Origin of the sequence: Collinsella aerofaciens (genome assembly GCF_015552075.1) — a bacterium.
GTDB lineage: Bacteria > Actinomycetota > Coriobacteriia > Coriobacteriales > Coriobacteriaceae > Collinsella > Collinsella aerofaciens_Y.
In genome coordinates, this window is the sequence record NZ_JADNDZ010000114.1 from 1 (window position 1) to 20,195 (window position 20,195).

The following is a 20,195-nucleotide window of genomic DNA, read 5'->3' on the forward strand; positions in this document are numbered from 1 at the left end:
TTCCGATCGTGCGCATAGCAATCTTCTTTCGTTCGATAAAGTGCTTACAGGTATTTTGCTCCAAGAGAAGGTCCACGGCCGCAAGAAATTTCGAACGTATAAAACCAGTGTTGAGGGTTTTTCGCCGGTGCGGAACGTGCTAGCATACTCCGCATAAGCGTTGATGGGGACGAGTAGTCGGCCGTCCGCATGTTACAGAGAGCGGGGAGCGCTGAGATCCCGTGCATGCGACCGATGAAAATCACCCCGGAGCTGCGGTCCCAACGGACGCGCCGCGTAGGTTCGTCTTAGTAGATATCGCCGAGATGGTCGTCGATACAGGCCAGCCGAGTAACGGATGCGAGCGCGCTATCACGCGGGCGAGGGCATCTAAGCTGGGTGGTTAAGCGAAGAGCTTTTGCGGGCTTACCGCCCGTTTTGTGGCGCTTCGTCCCAGCTTGTAGGGACGGGCGCTTTTTTGGTGCCCAGAGGGCGTGCGCGCCCACGACATGAAAGGGGTACCGTGGCAAACGAGTACAAGCAGACGATGAATCTGCCCAAGACCGGTTTTCCCATGCGTGCCGGTCTTTCCAAGTCCGAGCCTAAGCGACTCAAGGACTGGCAGGACAACAAGGTCTACGAGCAGGTTCTGAAGAAGAACGAGGGTCACAAGAAGTTCGTGCTGCACGACGGCCCTCCGTACGCCAACGGCCCGATCCACATCGGCCACGCCATGAATAAGATCTCCAAGGACATGATCAACCGCTACTGGATGATGCAGGGCTATGAGGTTCCCTACGTCCCCGGTTGGGACTGCCATGGCCAGCCGATCGAGCACAAGGTCGAGGAGAAGCTCGGCACCGAGAAGTTCAACCAGACCTCCACGGCTAAGATCCGCGAGCTCTGCAACAAGTTCGCTGTCGAGAACATCGAGCTGCAGAAGGCCGGTTTCCGTCGCCTGGGCGTGCTCGGCGACTGGGACAACCCCTATCTGACGCTCTATCACCAGCATGACGCCGCCGACATCGAGGTCTTCAAGGCCATGTTCGACAAGGGCATGATCTATCGCGGTCACAAGCCCGTCCACTGGTGCAAGCACTGCCACACCGCCCTCGCCGAGGCCGAGATCGAGTACTCCGACGAGACGAGCCCGTCCATCTTCGTGCGCTTCGAGATGACCTCCAAGCCCGCCGGCCTTGAGAACTTCGATGGCCCGGTCGACTTTATCATCTGGACGACCACGCCGTGGACCATCCCCTCTGACCAGGCCGTTTCCCTCAAGCCCGGCGCCGCCTACGTCGCCGTTGAGCACGACGGCCGTGCCGAGGTTATGCTCGAGGACCTGGCTCCTAAGTGCTGTGAGGAGTTTGGCTGGGAGTACACCCCGGTTATGGTCGACGGCAAGCCCTATGTGGTTCCTGCCGAGACCTTCCACCATATCCACTACAAGCAGCCGATTTTTGACGGTGTCGAGGGCGTGGCGCTGCTGGCCGATTACGTCGGTGTCGATGACGGTACCGGTATCGTCCACAACTCGCCCGGCCACGGCGTCGACGACTATTTTGCCTGCCTCAAGGAGGGCATCACCGACATCTGCATGCCGGTCGATGACGACGGCAAGTTCTACACCGGTGAGGAGTTTGGCACCGGTGGCCCCTTCAGCGGTATGGATACCGATGAGGCCAACCCGCACATCATCGAGTTCCTGCGCGAGCGCGGCACCCTGGTCCTCGAGAAGAAGATCACGCACAGCTATCCGCACTGCTGGCGCTGTAAGCACCCTGTGCTTTTCCGTGCTACCGACCAGTGGTTTGTCTCGATGGACAAGACCGGTTTGCGCGAGCAGGCCGGCAAGGAGGTCCGTGAGAACGTCAAGTGGTATCCGGCTCACGCCGCCAACCGCATTGGCGCCATGGTCGAGCAGCGTCCTGACTGGTGCATCAGCCGCCAGCGCAACTGGGGCGTGCCTATCCCCAGCTACACGTGCGCCGACTGCGGCGAGAAGGTCATGAACGACGCCACACTCGACGCCGTCATCAAGCTCTTCCACGAGAAGGGCTCCGACGCCTGGTTCACCGACGCTCCCGAGAGCTACCTGGGCGAGGCCTGCGTCTGCCCCAAGTGCGGCGGCCATCACCTCAAGGCCGATAAGGACATCCTCGACGTGTGGTGGGACTCCGGCGTCTCCTGGAAGGCCGTCTGCGAGTATCGCCCCGAGCTTGAGTACCCGGCGGACGTGTATCTCGAGGGCTCCGACCAGCACCGCGGTTGGTTCCAGAGCTCACTGCTTACCTCGGTGGGTGCCAACGGCCACGCTCCGTACAAGGCAGTCGTCTCGCAGGGCTTCACGCTCGACGGCCAGGGCCGCAAGATGTCCAAGTCGCTCGGCAACGTCATCGACCCCAACAAGGTCTGTGACGAGATGGGCGCCGACATCATCCGCCTGTGGGTCGCCTCCGTCGATACTAGCTCCGACGTCTCCATCGACCACGAGATTCTCGCTCGTACGTCCGATGCCTACCGTCGCTTCCGCAACACGCTGCGCTTCCTGCTTTCTGAGCTCGAGGGCCAGTTTGAGCCCGAGACCGACGGCGTCGCTTTTGCCGACCTGCTGCCGCTCGACAAGCTCATGGTTGCCCGTCTGACCCAGGTCCAGGCCGAGGTCGACGACGCTTACTCTTGCTACGAGTTCCCGCGCGCTTACCGTGCGCTTTACGACTTCGTGGTTACCGAGCTTTCAAACGTGTACCTCGACGCCCTGAAGGATCGTCTGTACTGCGACAAGCCCGGTTCGCTCGAGCGCCGCAGTGCCCAGACCGTGCTGGCCGAGCTCTTCTCGATGCTCATGCGCGATCTGCAGCCGATTCTGTCCTACACCGTCGACGAGGCCATGGCCTATGCGCCCGCCGGCTGCGTCGACCACCAGAAGTACGCCGCGCTGCTCGATTGGTACAAGTCGCCCATCACGGTTGACGAGGCCAATGAGTTTGAGGGTGTGCTCGAGGCTTCACTCGAGCTTCGTAGCGCCGTGACCAAGGCCCTTGAGGATGCCCGCTCCGTCGGCACCTTCACCAAGAGCCAGCAGGTCCGTGTCAAGGCGGTCGTTCCCGCCGAGATGTATGCGCTGCTGACCGGCGATAAGGCCGTTGACCTGGCCGAGTTCTACATCGTCTCCGATGTTGAGCTGACCCAGGGCGAGGAGCTCTCCGTTGCCATCGACGCAGCCGAGGGCGAGTGCTGCGATCGTTGCTGGAACTACCGCACCACCGTCGGCGAGTACAACGGCCACGCCCACATTTGCAAGCGCTGCGCGAATGCCCTTTAAGGCACTGTAACTCGGCATTTTAGTTATAGGGAGAATCTGGGCGCCTTCGGCCCATTTGCTCCGCTGAATAAAAGCGGCATTCCGTTATTCGGAATGCCGCTTTCTTTTATGCTGGTTATTTATCTGACGTTAGCGAATATGTCGCGCGCTCTGCGTGTGGCAATATAAGATGGTTATTTGCGTTAGACGTTGTTCGATGTTCTTGAGGGTAGGGGATTGATTTGGGTCGTACTCGGGATATGACGCCGCCTTTGCGTTGGCGGCTGGGTGTTGCTGGTGGGGTGGCGCTGGTTGTGCTGCTTCTTGACCAGTTGACCAAGCTTGCGGTTCGTGCCGTTGGCGATGCTCTGCATGTGACTGTTATCCCCGGTGTGATCGACTTCCTTTTCGTGCGTAACATCGGTGCTGCCTTTAGCATGGGCGAGGGGCATGGCATCGCGTTTGCCGTGCTGGCGCTTGCGGTCATTGCCGCCATTGCCGTGTACTTGGTTCGTGCGCCTCAGCTCGCTCGCCTAGAGGTCGTGGGCATGGCGATGGTTGCGGGCGGTGCTATTGGCAATGCGATCGATCGTTTGGCCTTTGGCTTCGTGACCGATTTTATTGCCACCACCTTCATCGACTTTCCCGTCTTCAATTTGGCTGATATCGGCATTACCGTGGGCGTCGTGCTTGCCCTCTTCGGCTACATGTTTTTGAGCCCCGCCGCCCGTGAGGTCGATGCGACCGCCGAGCTTAACGCCCGTGACGAGGCCCGCGTCAAGCGCAAGGCCAAGCAGCGTGGGGAGCGTGCCCGCAAGATTCGCGAAAGGAATGAGCGCTAATGGCCGACATCCATATTCTCGTTGCCGACGATACCGCTGGTCAGCGTCTCGACGCCTATCTGGGCGCCAACGACGGCTGCCCCACGCGCTCTGCTTGCGCGCATCTGATTGAGGGCGGTGCCGTTGCCGTCAACGGCGAGACATGCCTGTCAAAAAAGTATGCCGTGCGCTCCGGCGACCGTATCTCGGTCGACCTGCCCGAACCGCATGATCCGACCGACGTGATTCCCGAGGCCATTCCCCTCGATATCCGCTACGAGGACGACTACCTCATCGTGCTCTCCAAGCAGCGCGGTCTGGTGTGCCATCCAGCCCATGGCCACGAGAGCGGCACCCTTGCGAACGCCTTGGTCTATCACTGTGGCATCGACCATCTGGGCACCGTGCAGGGTGAGGACCGCCCCGGCATCGTACATCGCCTGGATCGTGACACCTCGGGCCTTATGCTTGCGGCCAAGGACGACGACACCCAGCGCGCGCTCCAAAATCTTATCCGTACGCGCACACTCGACCGCCGCTATATCACGCTTGTCCACGGGCACATCGCCATGGACGAGGGAACCATTAACACCGGTATTGCCCGATCGACGCGCGACCGTGTCAAGATGGCGGTTTCTGACGATCCTTTCGCGCGCCAGGCCATTACGACCTTTAAGGTCCTCGAGCGCTTCGATTCCATGCGTTTTGACGACGGCTATACGCTCGTCGAGTGCCACCTGTTTACGGGCCGCACACATCAGATTCGCGTGCATATGCGCCATATCAACCATGCCTGCGTGGGCGATCCGCTCTACGGCAAGTGCGATGCACGCGCCGATCAGGGTCTGACCAGGCAATTCCTTCATTCCTGGCGCGTCGCATTCGACCATCCCGTGACGGGGGAGCGTATTGAGTGCCGCGATGAGCTGCCGTGGGATCTTGCCGCGGTTCTCGACGACCTGGCTCCTCGCTCACTCGGTCGTACTGCCGCTGGAGATGAAATCGTTCCGCAGCTCGGTCTTCTCGAAGCCTAGCCAGTATTAGGTGGTTTCTTGAACTCGGTAAGCCTGCGGTAAGATATACGGTTGTTTACGTAACGCGTTCTCGGGAGCCTGCATGCTCGCCTTTTTACAAACCAACACACCCATCGTGGTCTTCAACCAGATTGTCGTCACGCTGCTCACGGTCTGCTTTCTGTACCAGGTGGTCTTCTTTGTCATTGGCGCTCTTCGTGGCGAGGTCGCGCCTCCCAAGGCCAAAAAACTCCATCGTTATGCCTTCTTTATCGCGGCGCATAATGAGGAGGCTGTGATCGCCAACCTCGTTCGCTCCATCAAGGATCAGGACTATCCGTCCGAGCTTATCGAGGTCTTCGTGGTCGCCGACGCCTGCACCGACAACACGGCACAGCTTGCGCGCGAGGCGGGCGCCATTGTCTATGAGCGCAACGACCTTGCCCGTAAGGGTAAGAGCTGGGTCATGGACTTTGGTTTCGACCGCATCCTTAACGAGTATCCCGACACGTTTGAAGGCTACTTTATCTTCGATGCTGATAACGTCATATCCCGCGATTACGTGTCCAAGATGAACGATGCCTTTGACCAGGGCTTCCATGTGGTCACGAGCTATCGTAACTCCAAGAATTTTGGCAGCTCGTGGATCTCGGCAGCTAATGCTACTTGGTACCTGCGCGAGGCGCGCTTTCTCAACAACGCGCGCAATATCTGCAAGACTTCTTGCGCTGTCTCGGGTTCGGGCTACCTCATCTCCGCCAGCGTTATCGAGGGCATGCACGGTTGGCAGTTCCATACGCTGACCGAGGATATTCAGTTCACCACGTTCTGCGCCATTCACGGCATTCGCATCGGTTATGCGCCGGCGGAGTTCTTTGACGAACAGCCCGTGACGTTTAAGGCGTCCTGGAAACAGCGCATGCGGTGGACCAAGGGCTTTTACCAGGTGTTCTTTACCTACGGTAAGCATCTGGTCAAGTCAACCTTCCGCTACCATCGCTTTGCCGCCTACGACATGTTTATGACCATCGCCCCGGGTATGCTGCTGTCCCTGATCTCCATGCTCGCCAATGCGACGTTCCTGATCGTGGGCGGTCTTTCGCACGGCTTCTTGGCTACCGAAGTCGAGATGCAGGCGTGCGCCGCTTCGCTCATTATGACCTTCGCCATGATGTATCAGACGTTCTTCATCTTGGCGCTGCTCACGACTATCTTTGAGTACAAGCATATTCACTGCGCGCAAAAGTGGCGTCTGGTGACTAACCTGTTTACCTTCCCGATCTTTATGTTCAGCTATATCCCCATCACGGTGGCCGCGCTGTTCCTGAAGGTCGACTGGGTGCCGACGCGGCACGCCGTCAACGTTACCCTTGACGAGGTCATGCAAGGCGCCAAATAACCACCACCAAAACCACCGCAAAGGGGACAGGCCCTTTGCGGTGGTTTTTGCTTTTGCGATGCAGCTCGAGGAGGTGCTCGATGTTTTATATCCCATTTTGGATTTGCATCTTTGCCGGCGCGGCGATTGATGCCCGTCAGCGACGTTTTCCCAATGAGCTTGCCGGTGCGTGTGCGGTGACGGCGTTAGTGGGCGTTTGGCTCGACAAAGGCGTTAACACGGCGCTTGATCATGCCGGTCTTGCGGTCATCGTCTACCTTGCCCTTGTGCTGACTGAGTCCCTCTGGCGTCGTTTTCGCCAAACCTCGGGCATTGGCATGGGGGACGCCAAAGCACTCTTCGCGCTTTGCACGCTCGACCCTATGGGTGGCATCGTGGCATTTGCCGTCGCGCTCCTGGTCCTTGCCCTCTCCTGTGTTATCACAAAATCGCGCTTCCTGCCATTGCTGCCGTTTTTGGTGCCGATTTTTGCCATAATCGAGGTCGTGGGCTGCACTTTGTAACCGATTGCGCTTCCTTCTTAAGGAGCATGCCATGGCAACTAATCAAGAAACGGCCGTCATTAAGGCGCGCATGGACCGTATTCCCTCGGCGTTGTCGCCCGAACTTGTCGAGCGCATTTCCGCCGATCGTGCTTCGGGCTATGTCAACCCGTATCGTTGCAACGACGATCAGGTCATTCGTCGTATTGATCGCGCCGCCGACAAAGGCACGCTTATGCGTCCGGCGTTTATGCGCGATACCGAAAAGATACTTCATCTTCCGGCGTACACGCGTTATGCAGGCAAAACGCAGGTCTTTAGCTTCCGTAGCAATGATGATCTGTCGCGCCGCGGTTTGCACGTGCAGCTTGTCTCGCGCATTGCGCGCGATATCGGTCGCGCCCTGGGGCTCAACTGCGATCTAATCGAGGCGATTGGCCTGGGCCACGACTTGGGACACACGCCCTTTGGCCATGCCGGTGAGCGATTCCTCAATGATATTTACCACGAGCGCACGGGTCGTTACTTTTTCCATAACGTGCAATCAGTTCGTGTGCTCGACACGCTGTACGGCCGTAATGTGTCGCTTCAGACGCTCGATGGCGTGCTATGCCATAACGGCGAGTACGAGCAACGCGTGTTTGAGCTCTCGGACATGAGCTCCTTTGACCAGTTCGATCAGACGGTCGAGGATTGCATTGCCACGGGCTATAGCGCAATTGAGCACCTGCGTCCCATGACGCTTGAGGGCTGTGTCGTTCGCATCTCGGATATCCTTGCTTACGTCGGGCGCGATCGCCAGGATGCCATTGCGGCAGGCCTGCTGTCGCCCGATGCTTTTGACGATGCCCTGGGCGGAGCATACAACAGTTGGATCCTTACACACGCCTCCATCGATATCGTTGAGCACAGTTACGGCAAGCCGCGCATCGAGATGAGCGAGGACTTGTTTGAGGAAATCCGCCGGGCCAAGCGCGAGAACTACGAGAAGATCTATAGCAAGGGCGGCATCGAAGGCGACTCCGAAGCGGAGCTGCGCGAGGCGTTCGAAAAGCTCTATGACCGTTGCCTGCAGGATATAAACGAAGGCGACGAGTCTTCCTACATCTTTAAACACCACATTTCGCGCATTAAGCAGCAGCTTTCCTATTACGACCGTACCTATGCATGGCAGGACGATAAAGATCAGACCGTAGTGGATTACATTGCGAGCATGACGGACGGTTATTTCTGCGAACTGACGAGCAAGCTGTTCCCTGGTCTGGAGTTTCCGCACCGTACCTATATTAACGAACGGTAGTTCGTATATATTCGGTATACTGGTTAGTTGAAAACGTTTTTGATTGATGCACGGGATGGCTATGGACGACCTTTTTTCTGCCTCGACGCGCGAGCGTTCCTTTAAAAATGCGCCGCTCGCGGTGCGCATGCGACCCAATTCGCTCGATGAGTACGTGGGCCAGCAAAAGGCCGTCGGTAAGGGCTCATGGTTGCGTGCCGCGATCGAGCACGACGTGCTTTCGAGCGTGATTCTGTACGGGCCGGCCGGTACGGGTAAGACGACGCTGGCCCACATTATCGCCAACCATACCAAGAGCGAGTTTGTCGAGGTCAGCGCTGTGACGGGCACCGTGAAGGACTTGCGCCGCGTGATTGATGAGGCCAAGACGCGCCTGAATACGTACGACCGCCGCACCATTCTATTCATCGATGAGATTCACCGCTTCTCTAAGTCGCAGCAGGATGCCCTGCTGCATGCAGTTGAGAACCGTACCGTCATTATGATTGGCGCTACGACGGAGAACCCGTACTTCGAGGTCAACTCGGCACTGCTCTCACGTGGTCGCGTCGTGGAGCTTGAGCACCTCAAAGACGAGGATATCGCCACGCTTATTGCGCGTGCGCTTAAGGCGCCGCAGGGTTTGGGTGGCAAGTTCTCGGCCGATGAGGATACGGTTAAGACCATCTGCACGCTGGCTGCGGGCGACGCTCGATCCGCGCTCACGACGCTCGAGCTGGCGAGTGAGATTGCCGTCACGCGTCCCGATACCGAGGGGACGCCGGCTCCGGCGGCAGGGGAGCGTTATCCCATCACCGTCGATGACGTGAAGATTGCCAACCCGCGCCGCGGTTTTTCGTATGACAAAAACGGTGACATGCACTATGACATTATCAGTGCGTTCATCAAGTCCATGCGCGGCAGCGACCCCGATGCCACGATCTATTGGCTCGCGCGCATGATCGACGCGGGGGAGGATCCTAAGTTTATCGCCCGCCGCATTATGATTCAGGCTTCTGAGGATGTTGGCAATGCCGATCCGCAGGCGCTTTTGGTGGCGCAAGCCGCGTTTAAGTCTGCCGAGGTCATTGGCTATCCCGAGTGCCGAATTAACCTGGCTCAGGCTGCACTCTATGTGTGCTTGGCGCCTAAATCCAACGCGTGCGAGGCTTCGATCGATGCGGCGCTGGCCGATATCCATAGTAGCGGATTGCGCGAGGTGCCCAGTTATCTTCGCGATCGTCACCGTCCCGGCAGCGACGAGTACGGTCTATACAAGTACCCACACGATTATCCCGAAGGTTGGGTCGACCAGCGCTATTTGCCCGAAGGCCTGGAGCGTGGTGCCTTTTGGCAGCCTGCCGGCCGCGGTTGGGAAGAATGGCGTGTGGAGCAAAGCGAGCGCGACCGTAGCGGCAGGGCGCCAAAGTAAGCTTTTGGGAATCTTCCGTCCCCTTTGGGGTACCATGAACAAAGTCTGTATTTCGATTCCTTTGGGAGGCTTGTATGAGTCCCATTCAAATCGCCTTGCTGCTGCTCGCCGTTGCCGGCGTGTGGGCTATCGTTGAGCTTGCGCTCACCCTGCGCAAAACCCGCACCGTTGTCGACTCGCTCGACAAGACGGTAACCGACCTCAACAATACGATTGCCGAGGCGCAGCCCGTGGTGGCAAAACTCGACGGCGCCGTTGACGAGCTTACGCCGGCACTTGCCCAGATGGAGCCGCTCCTCAAGTCGAGCAAGACTGCCGTTGACGCCCTGACGTCCAACCTCGTTGAGGTTGAGGCGGTCGTTCGCGACATCTCCGAGGTCACGGGCAGTATGGCCGAGGCCAGTAATGCCGTATCGAGCGTGACTGATTCTGCGGCCGGCGCCGTGCAGAAGCTCTTCAATAAGGTGAAGGCTCCTGCAGCCGACGCCGATCGCAAGCTAGCAGCTGCCGCCGCCGAGGCCGAGCAGCCTACCGAGCGCGTTCTGATCGGTGAGGCCGAGGACGAGGCCGCCGGTGGTGCGGATGCGGCTCAGAAGCCCGCAGCCAAGCCGGCTCAGTATTACACCTATACGCCCGCCGAGTCCTCTGAGGAGTCCTGCGATGAGTAGCGAAACAACCTGCCCCATCACGCTGACCGTTGCCGGCGACCCGCGTCTCGCTCGCCTTGTGCGCATGACGGCTGCCAATGTTGGTGCCCTGTGCTCCATGTCTGTCGATCGTATCGAGGACATCCGCATGGCTGCCGAGGAGGCTTTCATCTTTGGGTGCACCGCGGTCGACTGCGACGACATCACCATCAAATTCGATGTCGACGAGTCTCACGTTGGCATGACCTTTACCTTTGGCGATCAGGCCTCTGTCGACGAGGATGACCAGGCTGCCGTGTATGCCGAGCTCATTTTGGCGAGCGTGTGCGATTCCTACGAAAAGACTGCGGCGCCCCTGACGCTTTCCCTCGACCTCAAGGCGGATATCTAATATGACCGAACGTTCCCGGAGCGGTAAGACCGCTTGGGACAAGGAGAAAACCCGCGAGCTGTTTCGTCGCTATAAAGAGACCGGTGATCCGGACGCTCGCGAGCAGCTCGTCATGTCCCATATGAACCTGGTAAGGTTTCTTGCCAACAAATTTAAGAACCGCGGCGAGCCGCTCGACGACCTGATGCAGGTTGGTTATCTGGGTTTGCTCAAGGCTATCGACCGCTTTGATCCCGAGCGCGGGCTTGAGTTCACGACGTTTGCAACACCCACCATTCTGGGCGAGATCAAGCGTCATTTCCGCGATAAGGGCTGGAGCGTGCGCGTTCCGCGCCGTCTGCAGGAGCTCTCGGCCAAGGTCAACCAGGCTACCGATAAGCTCACCAACGAGCTTCAGCGTTCGCCCAAGGTTGAGGAGATCGCTGAGTATCTAGATGTGACTGTCGATGAGGTCCTCGAGGCTATGGAATCGTCTTCGGCCTATACCTCGGTGCCCATCGAGGCTCCTGGTGCGTCCGATTCCGACGATGCCCCCTCGATTCTCGACCGTTATGCCGACGACGACAACGAGCTCGACTTTACCGATGACCGCCTGGTGATCGAGGAAGCAATCCGTGATTTCTCGCCGCGCGAGCGCGAGGTGATCGAGCTGCGCTTTGTGAAGGGCATGACCCAGATCGAGATCGCCAAGAAGCTGGGTATTTCTCAGGTGCAGGTTTCGCGTCTGCTGCGCCGCACGCTTAAGAAGATTCAGGACAAGATCGACCCCGACGGAGTGATGATTCGTTCATGAGTGAGCACCCCCAACAAACCGATCGCGTGCTGCGCGACACCCGCATTCTGACGCTGCGCATTTGGGCTGTTGTCGGCTGCATTGTCATCGCCGCCGTCATCTTTAACCTTATGGGCATCCTGGCACCGGTTATCGAGTTTCTCGCCGTCGGCTCCATCATTGCTTTTGTGATGTCCCCGATCACCAATTGGCTCGAGCATCATGGCGTGAATCGTGGCATCGGTTCGCTTATCGCGCTTATTGTTGTTGTTGCCGTGCTCGTCGGTGTTGTTTGCATCTTGTCGCCGATTCTTTTTGGTCAGATCATGGAAGTCCTGAGCCGCCTGCCTGAGCAGCTTCGTGTTGCGGGTGGCGACCTCAACGAGATGGTCTCGCATGTCAAGACGCTCAACAACACGCCGCTCATGGAGTATTTGGACAATAATCTTTCGTCGCTGGTTACCGTGGCATCGAAGTATGTGTCTCAGATCGCTGCCGAGCTTGGCCGCGGTGTGTTCCCGCTCATCACCAATACGGCCTCGCAGTTGTTCGTGATCTTCCTTGGTCTGGTGCTTGCCTACTGGATGGCCTGCGATTATCCTCGCATGCACCACGAGATTTGCACCATCATCGGTCAGGAGAAGGAGACCTCGTACCGCTTTATGGTCGCCATCCTTTTTCGCTCTGTCGGCGGCTACATGCGCGGTATGGTCGTGACGTCCATCTGCGGTGGTTTCCTCGCCTTTATCGGTTTTATGATCATCGGCCATCCGTATGCGGCGCTCATGGCTATCTTTACCGGCATCATGCATTTGGTTCCGGTCGTCGGTCCCTGGGTGAGCGCAGCAATCGCCACAGTGCTCGGTTTCATGTTTAGCCCCATGTTGGCGTTATGGACGCTCATCGTGACGATGGTCGCGCAAAACGTCACCGATAACGTGATTTCGCCCAAGGTCATGCAGAGCTCGGTGCAGGTGCATCCCATCATGAGCCTCACGGCGCTCGTTATTGGCTCGGCACTTATGGGCCCCATCGGCATGATTATTGCTATCCCTCTGTGTGCGGCCCTCAAGGGTATCTTCGTGTACTACTTCGAGAATGAGACCGGCCGCCAGCTTGTGGCCTATGACGGCGCCGTGTTTAAGGGCACGCCGTATCGCGATGCCGAGGGCAACCCGGTCGCCGCCTACGACGCGCTTGGGGACGATACGTTCATCTATGAGTCCGAGCTCATCGGTAACGAGACTGCGCCCGAGGCTAAAGCTATGCCCAAGCCCGAGCTCGATAATCCTTGGATCAAGCTTTCGGACCTGCAACCCGATGCGACGGGTTTCTTCAAAAACCCCTTCGCCAAAGACGATGATTCCAATTCGGACGACGATACCAAAACAGGTATCGACGGCTCCATGGACGATTCGGATTCTAAATAGGTTCTATTAACGTTTCTTGAAGTTGTAAATGACAAGAAACGCGACCAAAGCGATTGATAAGGGGCCGGCTACATAGAAAAAGAGAACGTCAATTGCGCGTAGAGTGTAATAAGCCTTATCGCCGGACATTACTGTATACAATACGTATCCAAATGATGGTTGGTTTGCGTACCAGCATGAGAAGGCTAAGAGCGCTAAAAGTGCTACAACCAGAAGTGCATTCAGGACAAATCGTTTGCTTTTCATCGATCGCTTCTTCCGGGTGAATCTTATATGCAATTATACAGCAGTCCTTTTTCAAAGGATCGCGCAGTACTAAATAACGTGCACTTTCGCTGGAGGGTCGCTGTTTGGCGACCCTCTTTTTTGCACAGGCGCGGCGGGATGGTAATATCGTTACGTTTGAACTGTTTCGATGTGAAACCGAGGAGATTCCCTCTATGAGTGCTGACTACCCGTCAATGACTACGGCCGAGATTCGCTCCAAGTTCCTCAACTTCTTTGAGGAGCGCGGTCTTAAGCTCTATCCTTCTTCGTCCCTCGTCCCTGACGATCCTTCGCTGCTGCTTGCCAACGCCGGCATGAACCAGTTTAAGGAGTACTACCAGGGCAAGAAGACCATGAAGGAGATCGGCGCTATCTCCTGCCAGAAGTGCGTCCGCACCAACGACATCGATTGCATCGGCGAGGACGGCCGTCACCTGTCCTTCTTTGAGATGCTCGGCGACTTCTCCTTTGGCGGCGTCTCCAAGCAGCAGGCTTGCGCCTGGGCCTTTGAGCTCATCACCAAGGAGTTCAAGCTGCCGCTCGACCGCCTGTACTTCACCGTCTTTACCGAGGACGACGAGACCCACGACGTGTGGCGTTCTTTGGGTGTTGCTGAGGACCACATCTCCCGCCTGGGCGAGGACGACAACTTCTGGGCCGCTGGCCCCACTGGCCCCTGCGGCCCGTGCTCCGAGATTTACTTTGACATGGGCGAGGAGGTCGGCTGCGGCAGCCCCGACTGCAAGCCTGGCTGCGACTGCGACCGCTTCCTGGAGTTCTGGAACCTCGTCTTTACCCAGTACGACCGCCAGGAGGACGGCTCCATGCCGGAGCTGCCGCACCGTAACCTCGATACGGGCATGGGCCTTGAGCGCATGGCCGCCATCATGCAGCACAAGACCGCTAACTACGACGGCGATCTGATGCAGCACCTCATCAAGCTCGGTGAGGAGATCAGCGGCAAGACCTATGACGCCGACGATTACTCCGGCGCCAGCCGCTCCCTGCGCATCATCGCCGACCACTCCCGTGCCGTCGACTTTATGATCTCGGACGGCATCCTGCCCGGTAACGAGGGCCGCGAGTACGTCCTGCGCCGCCTGCTCCGCCGCGCCGTGTTCCACGGCCGCCTGCTGGGCATCGAGGGCGCCTTCCTGACCAAGTTCATCGACGAGGTTAACGCTCAGATGGGCGAGGCCTATCCCGAGCTGCTCAAGAACGTCGCGCTCGTTAAGGGTATTGTCGCCTCCGAGGAGGAGCGCTTCTCCACGACGCTCGACAACGGCCGCGTCTACCTGGATGAGGCCCTGGCAGCGCTTGCCGAGGGTGCTGTGCTTCCGGGCGATGTTGCCTTTAAGCTGCACGACACCTTTGGTTTCCCCATCGACCTGACCGTCGAGATCGCGGGCACCGCTGGCCACGATGTCGACATGGACGGCTTTACCGCCTGCATGGAGGACCAGAAGGCCCGCGCTCGTGCCAACGTCAAGGGCGATGCCTGGGGCAGCTTCAACGACGTGTGGGTCGAGCTTTCCGACAAGGTCGCCGCGACCGAATTCGACGGCTATGACAACGATGCGATCGAGGGTGCCAAGGTTGTCGCCATCGTTCGCAACGGCGAGTCCGTCGAGTCCGCTGCCGCCGGCGAGAACGTCGAGGTCGTGCTCGACCGCACCCCGTTCTACGCCGAGATGGGCGGCCAGCAGGGTGACGCCGGCGAGCTTTCCGCCGAGGGCGTTTCGCTGACCGTTTCCGATACCAAGAACCACAACGGCCTGTATGCTCACGTCGCCCACGTTGCCGAGGGCACGCTGACCGTCGGTGCTACCGTGACCGCCGCGCTCGACGCCGAGCGCCGTGGTTTCCTGCGCCGCAACCACACCGCCACCCACCTGCTCGACGCCGCCCTTAAGCAGGTCCTGGGCGAGCATGTCTCCCAGGCCGGTTCGCTGGTGACGCCCGAGCACCTGCGCTTTGACTTCACGCACTTCGAGGCCCTGTCCTCCGAGCAGCTCAAGGCTGTCGAGGACCTGGTCAACCAGCAGATCTTCGCTTCCAAGCCGGTTGTGACCCGTGTCATGGGCATCGACGAGGCTAAGGCTGCCGGCGCTGTCGCTCTGTTTGGAGAGAAGTACGGCGATGTTGTCCGCGTCGTCTCCGTGGGCGCCGAGGACCAGCCGTTCTCCCGCGAGCTCTGTGGTGGCACTCATGCCGCCAATACCGCCGAGATTGGCCTGTTCAAGATCATTTCCGAGTCCTCCACGGGCTCCAATGTCCGCCGTATCGAGGCCGTGACCTCTAAGGGTGCCCTCGACTACATGGCCGACCGCCTGGCGCTCGTTGACGCCGCCGCCGCTGCGCTCAAGTGCCGCGTCGACGAGGTTCCCGCCCGCGTGGAGAACCTGCAGGCCGAGCTGCGCGAGACGTCCAACAAGCTCAAGAAGGCGCTCACTGGTGGCTCCTCCGATGCGATCTCCAGCGCCATCGAGGGTGCTGTCGAGCTGAATGGCTACAAGCTCGTTGTTGCTGAGCTCCAGGGCCTTGAGGCTGCCGACCTGCGCAACGTATGGGATACCGTGCACCAGAAGGTCGCCGGCCCTGTCGCTTGTGTCGTCGCCAGCGTGACTGAGAAGGGCACTCCGGCCCTGCTCGCTGCCGGCTCCGATGACGCCGTGAAGGCCGGGTTCCACGCCGGTAATGTGATCAAGCAGATCGCGGGTCTGGTCGACGGTCGCGGTGGTGGCCGTCCCAACATGGCCCAGGCCGGTGGCAAGAATGCTGCCGGCATCGCCGATGCCCTCGCGGCCGCCAAGACCGCGCTCGGCGCCTAAGAATCTAAGAAGTCACTGTGGTCGCGCTTGCGCTGGACATAGGGGAGACCAGGATTGGCATCGCCGTCTCGAGCCGTGATGGCAAGATGGCGATGCCCGTCAAGGTGCTCCCGGCCGCCGAGGTCACCGGTATGGCCAAGACGTTCCGCTACCTGGTCGAAGACTATGAGCCCGACATCCTGGTAAGCGGACGTCCCCTGACCATGGCCGGTGAGCCCGGCCCCCAAGCCGAGCGCGTTGCCGCCGTGGCGCAAAAGATTGCCGACGAGCTCGATCTTCCGCTGGAGTTTGAGGACGAGCGTCTGTCCTCGCAAGAGGCCAAGCATATCCTGCGCGAGCAGGGCCTCAACGAAAAGCAGATGAGGGGCAAGATCGACATGATTGCCGCCAGCCTTTTTTTGCAGACGTGGCTCGATCGTAAAAACGAGGAGGTTTCGCATGCCTAGTGCTTCCGATCCGCGCCAGCCGAATCGTACACGTCAGCCGGCGTCGCGCCCTGCCCAGCCTGGCCAGCGTCCGGCACAGCCGACGCAGCGCGCAGCTCAGCCTGCCGCGCGCCCGGTGCAGTCCTTCTCTCGTTCGGCCCAACCTGTTCAACGGACGGGTCAGCAGCCTTCTGCTCGTTCGGTTCAGCATCCGGCTTCTCACGCGGCTCAGCAGCCCACTGCTCGTACGGCCCAGCCTGCAGGCGGTACCCGCTTTAAGCAGCAGGCACCTACCCAGCGAACGCAGGCCCCCCAATCGCATTCTCATCACGCCCGCGGTTCGCATGGCGTTGCTCCGGCGACCCGCTCGAGCTACAACACGCATACTCGTCGCGGTGCTCAAAAGAAGAGCTCTCCGGTTCCCATGATCATCGGCGTTGTGGTGGCGGTGCTTGCGCTTGTCGCGATCGTTTTCTTTGTCGTGCCGGCCGTCAAGGGCTTCTTTGCCGGTGAGGATACGAAGGTCACGGCTGGTCAGCAGGTTACGGTAACCATTCCCGACGGTGCTTCGGGCGATACGATCGCCTCGATTCTCTCCGAGAACCATATCGTCGAGAATCCCAAGGATTACTATGCGGCGGTGAAAAAGCTCAACGCCGATATGTCGCTCAAGCCTGGTACCTATTTGTTCACCACACTCATGGACGCGACCAAGGTTGTTCAGCAGCTCATGGAAGGTCCCAACGCGGGCTCCAATGCGCTAACTATCCCTGAGGGCCTGACGGTCGATCAAGTCGCCGACCGTGTGGCCCAGGCCTACGATGGCATCTCTAAGGAAGACTTCCTCAACCAGGCTAAGGCCTCCAACTACGTGGACGACTATAGCTTCCTTAAGGGCGCCGCCAACGACTCGCTTGAGGGTTTCTTGTTCCCCAAGACTTATTCGTTGGGCGATTCGCCGACGGTCGATGACGTGATTCGCGCTATGCTCGATCAGTTTAAGACCGAGTACAAGTCGCTTGACTTTGCGAGCTGCGAAGCCAAGATCAAGGAGCGCTATGGTGTGGAGATGTCCGACTACGACATCGTCAACTTGGCCTCTATCGTTGAGCGCGAGGGCCTCAACGCCGATCAACGTGCGCACGTGGCCTCGGTCTTCTACAACCGCCTTGCCGGCAAGCTCGACGGTCTGCGCTATCTCAACAGCGATGCGACCATGATGTATGTCACCGGTGGCGAGGTTACCGCCGACGACCTGCAGAGCGATAGCCCGTATAACACCTATAAGCATGAGGGCCTGCCGCCCACGCCCATCTGCTCTCCGTCGCTCGAGGCACTCAAGGCCACGCTTGAGCCGACCGACTCCGATGACCTGTATTTCTACATTACGCAGGACGAGGAGTACTTCTCGCAAACCTACGAAGAGCATCAACAGTCTTGGAATTAGCATGAGGATTTTTAGCCCCAAACGATACGTTGCCTCGGTCGATCGCATCGACCTTGATGCCCTGTGGGCCGACGGCAAACGCGCCATTCTGCTCGATCGCGATAACACCCTGGTGCCGCGCGACACCGAGCAGGTTCCCGCCGCGGTTTCCGCTTGGCTCGATGCCGCCCGCGCCAAAGGCTTTAAGCTGTGCATGGTGTCCAACAACTGGCATCGCGACCAGGTCATGAGCTCTGCACGCGAGCTGGGACTCGAGGCCATCAGCCACGCCATGAAGCCGGCGCCGTTTGCCCTCAAGGCGGGTCTTAAGCGCCTCGGCGCCACGGCCGACGAGGCGGTGCTGATCGGTGATCAGCTCTACACGGACGTGTGGAGCGGCAATTTTGCCGGCGTCGATACTATCCTGGTTAAGCCGCAGGCAACCCAGGACCTGTGGTACACGCAGATCTTCCGTATCCTTGAGCGCCGGGCCCTGCGCGACCTTCCCTGCGAGGAATAGGTTTCGCCATGTCTCAGCACATCAAACACGGCTGCGACCATATCTTCTTTATCGGCTTTTTGGGCGCGGGCAAATCGACGCTTGCGCGCAACGTCGGCACTATGTTCAAGCGGCGTTTTATCGATACCGACCGCCTGGTCGTGCGCCGTTGCGGCAAGTCGGTAACCGAGATTTTTGAGACCGAGGGCGAGGATCGTTTTCGCGAGCTCGAGACCTCGGCGCTCCGTTCGCTCCAAAGCGAGCGCAGCCTGTTGGTTTCGTGCGGGGGCGGTATCGTCGAGACGCCGGTGAATATTGAGCTGATGCACGAAATGGGTACGTGCGTGTACCTCGAGGGCGACTTCGAGGATTCGATTCGCCAGATTCGTCGGTCCGACACGCGCCCCGATTTCCGTTCGCCCGAGCATGCCGCGCGCCTGTTTGAGCATCGTCGTCCGCTGTATCGCCAGGCCGCCGATATTACCCTTGATATTCGCAACAAGTCCTTCGAGGACGTTTCCTACCTTTGTGCCGAGATGCTTTTGGAGTGTGGACTGCTATGATTCGCCGTCAACTGATCAATTTCCAAAACCGCAGTGTCGATGTCCGCGTCGGATTGGGCGCGTTCGATGAGCTGCCGCGCATGTTTGCCTCGGCCGTGGGCAAGCCTAAGCGCGCGATGGTGGTTTGGAACGACGCCACATCCGAGCGTTTTGGTGAGGTCGTCGAGCATGCGCTGGTCGACGCCGGTTTTGCCGTGTCGCTGCTCGTCCTCGAGGTTTCGCCTGCTGGTGCCACGCTGGTCGACGCCGATGCTATCTTTGGCGCCCTGTCTGCCAACCGCATCACCTGCGACGATCTGGTTGTCGCTGTTGGCGATGCCGCAACCTGTTCGGTTGTTGGCTGGTGCGCCAACCAGTGGTGTGGCCGAACCGAGTGCGCGCTGCTGCCGACGACCTTCGACGCCATGCTCACGGTCGCGACGACCATGAAGCCGCTCGTCGCCTCGTTGGCCAATGCGCTTCCCGCTATCGCGCTCCGTCCCGAACCGGGCTTGGTCGTGTGTGACCTCGACCTTGTTCGCGAGGCGGACCCCGAGGACCTCAAGCTCGGCTATGCGGTACTTGTTGGCACCATGCTTTCGAGCAGCGAGTCACGCTGGAATCAGTTTACTGAGACCGTCCCCGAGATTCTCGCGGGCGAGGAGGTCGCGCTCGTCAATGCCGTTCAATGGTCTCAGACTGCCCGCAAGGACGTACTGATGGCCACGAACCCGAGCGCTCGCCATGCGCTCGATTTTGGCAAGACGGGGGAGCGTACCCTGCGCGCTTGCTTGGGCGATGCCGCTTCGCAGGTCCCTGCCTACCAGCTGTTGTCCGAGGGCATGCGCTTTGAGGCGCGCCTAGCACATGATGCCTGCGATTTCGATATCGATTACGTCTTTGAGGTCGATGACTGCTTGGAGGACTTTGGTATCGAGGAACTTGCCTTCAATCTGGAGTCTGCCGCATATATCGAGGAGTTCCGCAAGCAGCAGTTTGCACGCTCGAACCGCAGCATGTTGCCGCTGCCCGCGGCACTCGGCGCCATTCGCCTAACGAACGTTGAGGACGAGGTTCTTGAGCGCCATGCTCACGCCTACCTGGCTTCTCGTAAAGAACTTCTCTAGGATTTATTGACTTCCATCGTCTTTCGTATCATGTTGAGGGGCGGGTTTCCAATCGGTTTCGGATCGCATGCGATTCCGTCGTTCGGTTGAGACCCGTCCCGTCTATATAGAGACAACAAGAAAGGAATC

Annotated in this window: 17 protein-coding genes; all 17 read left to right on the forward strand. The window is 59.0% G+C overall.

What is annotated here, in order from left to right; translation table 11 throughout:
* Positions 1-526 precede the first annotated feature (526 nt).
* The gene (gene ileS / locus I2D41_RS08805) at positions 527-3,304 is read left to right on the forward strand and encodes an isoleucine--tRNA ligase (protein WP_229042313.1); all 2,778 of its coding nucleotides are present in this window, start codon (positions 527-529) and stop codon (positions 3,302-3,304) included.
* 293 nt (positions 3,305-3,597) lie between these two features.
* Positions 3,598-4,125, forward strand: coding sequence for a signal peptidase II (lspA, locus tag I2D41_RS08810; protein WP_271741690.1), 528 nt, complete (start codon positions 3,598-3,600; stop codon positions 4,123-4,125).
* Positions 4,125-5,138 (forward strand): RluA family pseudouridine synthase, encoded by a 1,014-nt coding sequence (locus I2D41_RS08815; RefSeq protein ID WP_195364267.1) that lies wholly within the window; start codon positions 4,125-4,127, stop codon positions 5,136-5,138. Before lspA ends, I2D41_RS08815 begins: the two co-directional genes overlap by 1 nt.
* Before the next feature lie 82 nt (positions 5,139-5,220).
* Positions 5,221-6,516 (forward strand): glycosyltransferase family 2 protein, encoded by a 1,296-nt coding sequence (locus I2D41_RS08820; protein ID WP_195364268.1) that lies wholly within the window; start codon positions 5,221-5,223, stop codon positions 6,514-6,516.
* Positions 6,517-6,596: 80 nt separating this feature from the next.
* Positions 6,597-7,019, forward strand: a complete 423-nt coding sequence (locus tag I2D41_RS08825; RefSeq protein WP_195364269.1) for a prepilin peptidase — start codon at positions 6,597-6,599, stop codon at positions 7,017-7,019.
* Between the two features lie 31 nt (positions 7,020-7,050).
* Positions 7,051-8,298: a deoxyguanosinetriphosphate triphosphohydrolase family protein gene (locus tag I2D41_RS08830; protein WP_195364270.1), complete on the forward strand. Its 1,248-nt coding sequence runs from the start codon at positions 7,051-7,053 to the stop codon at positions 8,296-8,298.
* 61 nt (positions 8,299-8,359) lie between these two features.
* A complete protein-coding gene (locus I2D41_RS08835) occupies positions 8,360-9,709 on the forward strand; it encodes a replication-associated recombination protein A (protein ID WP_195364271.1) in 1,350 nt (449 codons plus the stop codon).
* A gap of 74 nt (positions 9,710-9,783) precedes the next feature.
* Positions 9,784-10,377 carry a hypothetical protein gene (locus I2D41_RS08840; RefSeq protein WP_195364272.1) on the forward strand — a complete coding sequence of 198 codons (594 nt, stop codon included), beginning with the start codon at positions 9,784-9,786 and terminating at the stop codon, positions 10,375-10,377.
* Complete coding sequence (locus tag I2D41_RS08845) at positions 10,370-10,747, forward strand: ATP-binding protein (protein WP_195364273.1); 378 nt, start codon at positions 10,370-10,372, stop codon at positions 10,745-10,747. Before I2D41_RS08840 ends, I2D41_RS08845 begins: the two co-directional genes overlap by 8 nt.
* A gap of 1 nt (position 10,748) precedes the next feature.
* A complete protein-coding gene (locus tag I2D41_RS08850; RefSeq protein WP_022094589.1) occupies positions 10,749-11,540 on the forward strand; it encodes an RNA polymerase sigma factor SigF in 792 nt (263 codons plus the stop codon).
* A complete protein-coding gene (locus I2D41_RS08855) occupies positions 11,537-12,949 on the forward strand; it encodes an AI-2E family transporter (protein ID WP_195364274.1) in 1,413 nt (470 codons plus the stop codon). The genes I2D41_RS08850 and I2D41_RS08855 overlap by 4 nt, the downstream gene beginning before the upstream one ends.
* 440 nt (positions 12,950-13,389) lie before the next feature.
* Positions 13,390-16,047 carry an alanine--tRNA ligase gene (alaS, locus tag I2D41_RS08860; RefSeq protein ID WP_195364275.1) on the forward strand — a complete coding sequence of 886 codons (2,658 nt, stop codon included), beginning with the start codon at positions 13,390-13,392 and terminating at the stop codon, positions 16,045-16,047.
* A gap of 17 nt (positions 16,048-16,064) precedes the next feature.
* Positions 16,065-16,493 (forward strand): Holliday junction resolvase RuvX, encoded by a 429-nt coding sequence (gene ruvX, locus I2D41_RS08865; RefSeq protein WP_195234993.1) that lies wholly within the window; start codon positions 16,065-16,067, stop codon positions 16,491-16,493.
* Complete coding sequence (mltG, locus tag I2D41_RS08870; RefSeq protein ID WP_229042312.1) at positions 16,486-17,919, forward strand: endolytic transglycosylase MltG; 1,434 nt, start codon at positions 16,486-16,488, stop codon at positions 17,917-17,919. The genes ruvX and mltG overlap by 8 nt, the downstream gene beginning before the upstream one ends.
* A gap of 1 nt (position 17,920) precedes the next feature.
* Positions 17,921-18,418 (forward strand): YqeG family HAD IIIA-type phosphatase, encoded by a 498-nt coding sequence (locus I2D41_RS08875; protein ID WP_195364276.1) that lies wholly within the window; start codon positions 17,921-17,923, stop codon positions 18,416-18,418.
* 8 nt (positions 18,419-18,426) lie between these two features.
* On the forward strand, positions 18,427-18,960 hold the full coding sequence (locus I2D41_RS08880) for a shikimate kinase (RefSeq protein ID WP_195234994.1): 534 nt from the start codon (positions 18,427-18,429) through the stop codon (positions 18,958-18,960).
* On the forward strand, positions 18,957-20,066 hold the full coding sequence (locus I2D41_RS08885; protein WP_195364277.1) for a hypothetical protein: 1,110 nt from the start codon (positions 18,957-18,959) through the stop codon (positions 20,064-20,066). The genes I2D41_RS08880 and I2D41_RS08885 overlap by 4 nt, the downstream gene beginning before the upstream one ends.
* Positions 20,067-20,195: the final 129 nt, after the last annotated feature.

Excerpts from the sequence above, each read along its gene's own strand:
- ileS (WP_229042313.1), top strand. The coding sequence starts at position 527 with ATGAATCTGCCCAAGACCGGTTTTCCCATGCGTGCCGGTCTTTCCAAG.
- I2D41_RS08815 (WP_195364267.1), top strand. The coding sequence starts at position 4,125 with ATGGCCGACATCCATATTCTCGTTGCCGACGATACCGCTGGTCAGCGT.
- I2D41_RS08820 (WP_195364268.1), top strand. The coding sequence starts at position 5,221 with ATGCTCGCCTTTTTACAAACCAACACACCCATCGTGGTCTTCAACCAG.
- I2D41_RS08825 (WP_195364269.1), top strand. The coding sequence starts at position 6,597 with ATGTTTTATATCCCATTTTGGATTTGCATCTTTGCCGGCGCGGCGATT.
- I2D41_RS08830 (WP_195364270.1), top strand. The coding sequence starts at position 7,051 with ATGGCAACTAATCAAGAAACGGCCGTCATTAAGGCGCGCATGGACCGT.
- I2D41_RS08835 (WP_195364271.1), top strand. The coding sequence starts at position 8,360 with ATGGACGACCTTTTTTCTGCCTCGACGCGCGAGCGTTCCTTTAAAAAT.
- I2D41_RS08840 (WP_195364272.1), top strand. The coding sequence starts at position 9,784 with ATGAGTCCCATTCAAATCGCCTTGCTGCTGCTCGCCGTTGCCGGCGTG.
- I2D41_RS08845 (WP_195364273.1), top strand. The coding sequence starts at position 10,370 with ATGAGTAGCGAAACAACCTGCCCCATCACGCTGACCGTTGCCGGCGAC.
- I2D41_RS08850 (WP_022094589.1), top strand. The coding sequence starts at position 10,749 with ATGACCGAACGTTCCCGGAGCGGTAAGACCGCTTGGGACAAGGAGAAA.
- I2D41_RS08855 (WP_195364274.1), top strand. The coding sequence starts at position 11,537 with ATGAGTGAGCACCCCCAACAAACCGATCGCGTGCTGCGCGACACCCGC.
- alaS (WP_195364275.1), top strand. The coding sequence starts at position 13,390 with ATGAGTGCTGACTACCCGTCAATGACTACGGCCGAGATTCGCTCCAAG.
- mltG (WP_229042312.1), top strand. The coding sequence starts at position 16,486 with ATGCCTAGTGCTTCCGATCCGCGCCAGCCGAATCGTACACGTCAGCCG.
- I2D41_RS08875 (WP_195364276.1), top strand. The coding sequence starts at position 17,921 with ATGAGGATTTTTAGCCCCAAACGATACGTTGCCTCGGTCGATCGCATC.
- I2D41_RS08880 (WP_195234994.1), top strand. The coding sequence starts at position 18,427 with ATGTCTCAGCACATCAAACACGGCTGCGACCATATCTTCTTTATCGGC.
- I2D41_RS08885 (WP_195364277.1), top strand. The coding sequence starts at position 18,957 with ATGATTCGCCGTCAACTGATCAATTTCCAAAACCGCAGTGTCGATGTC.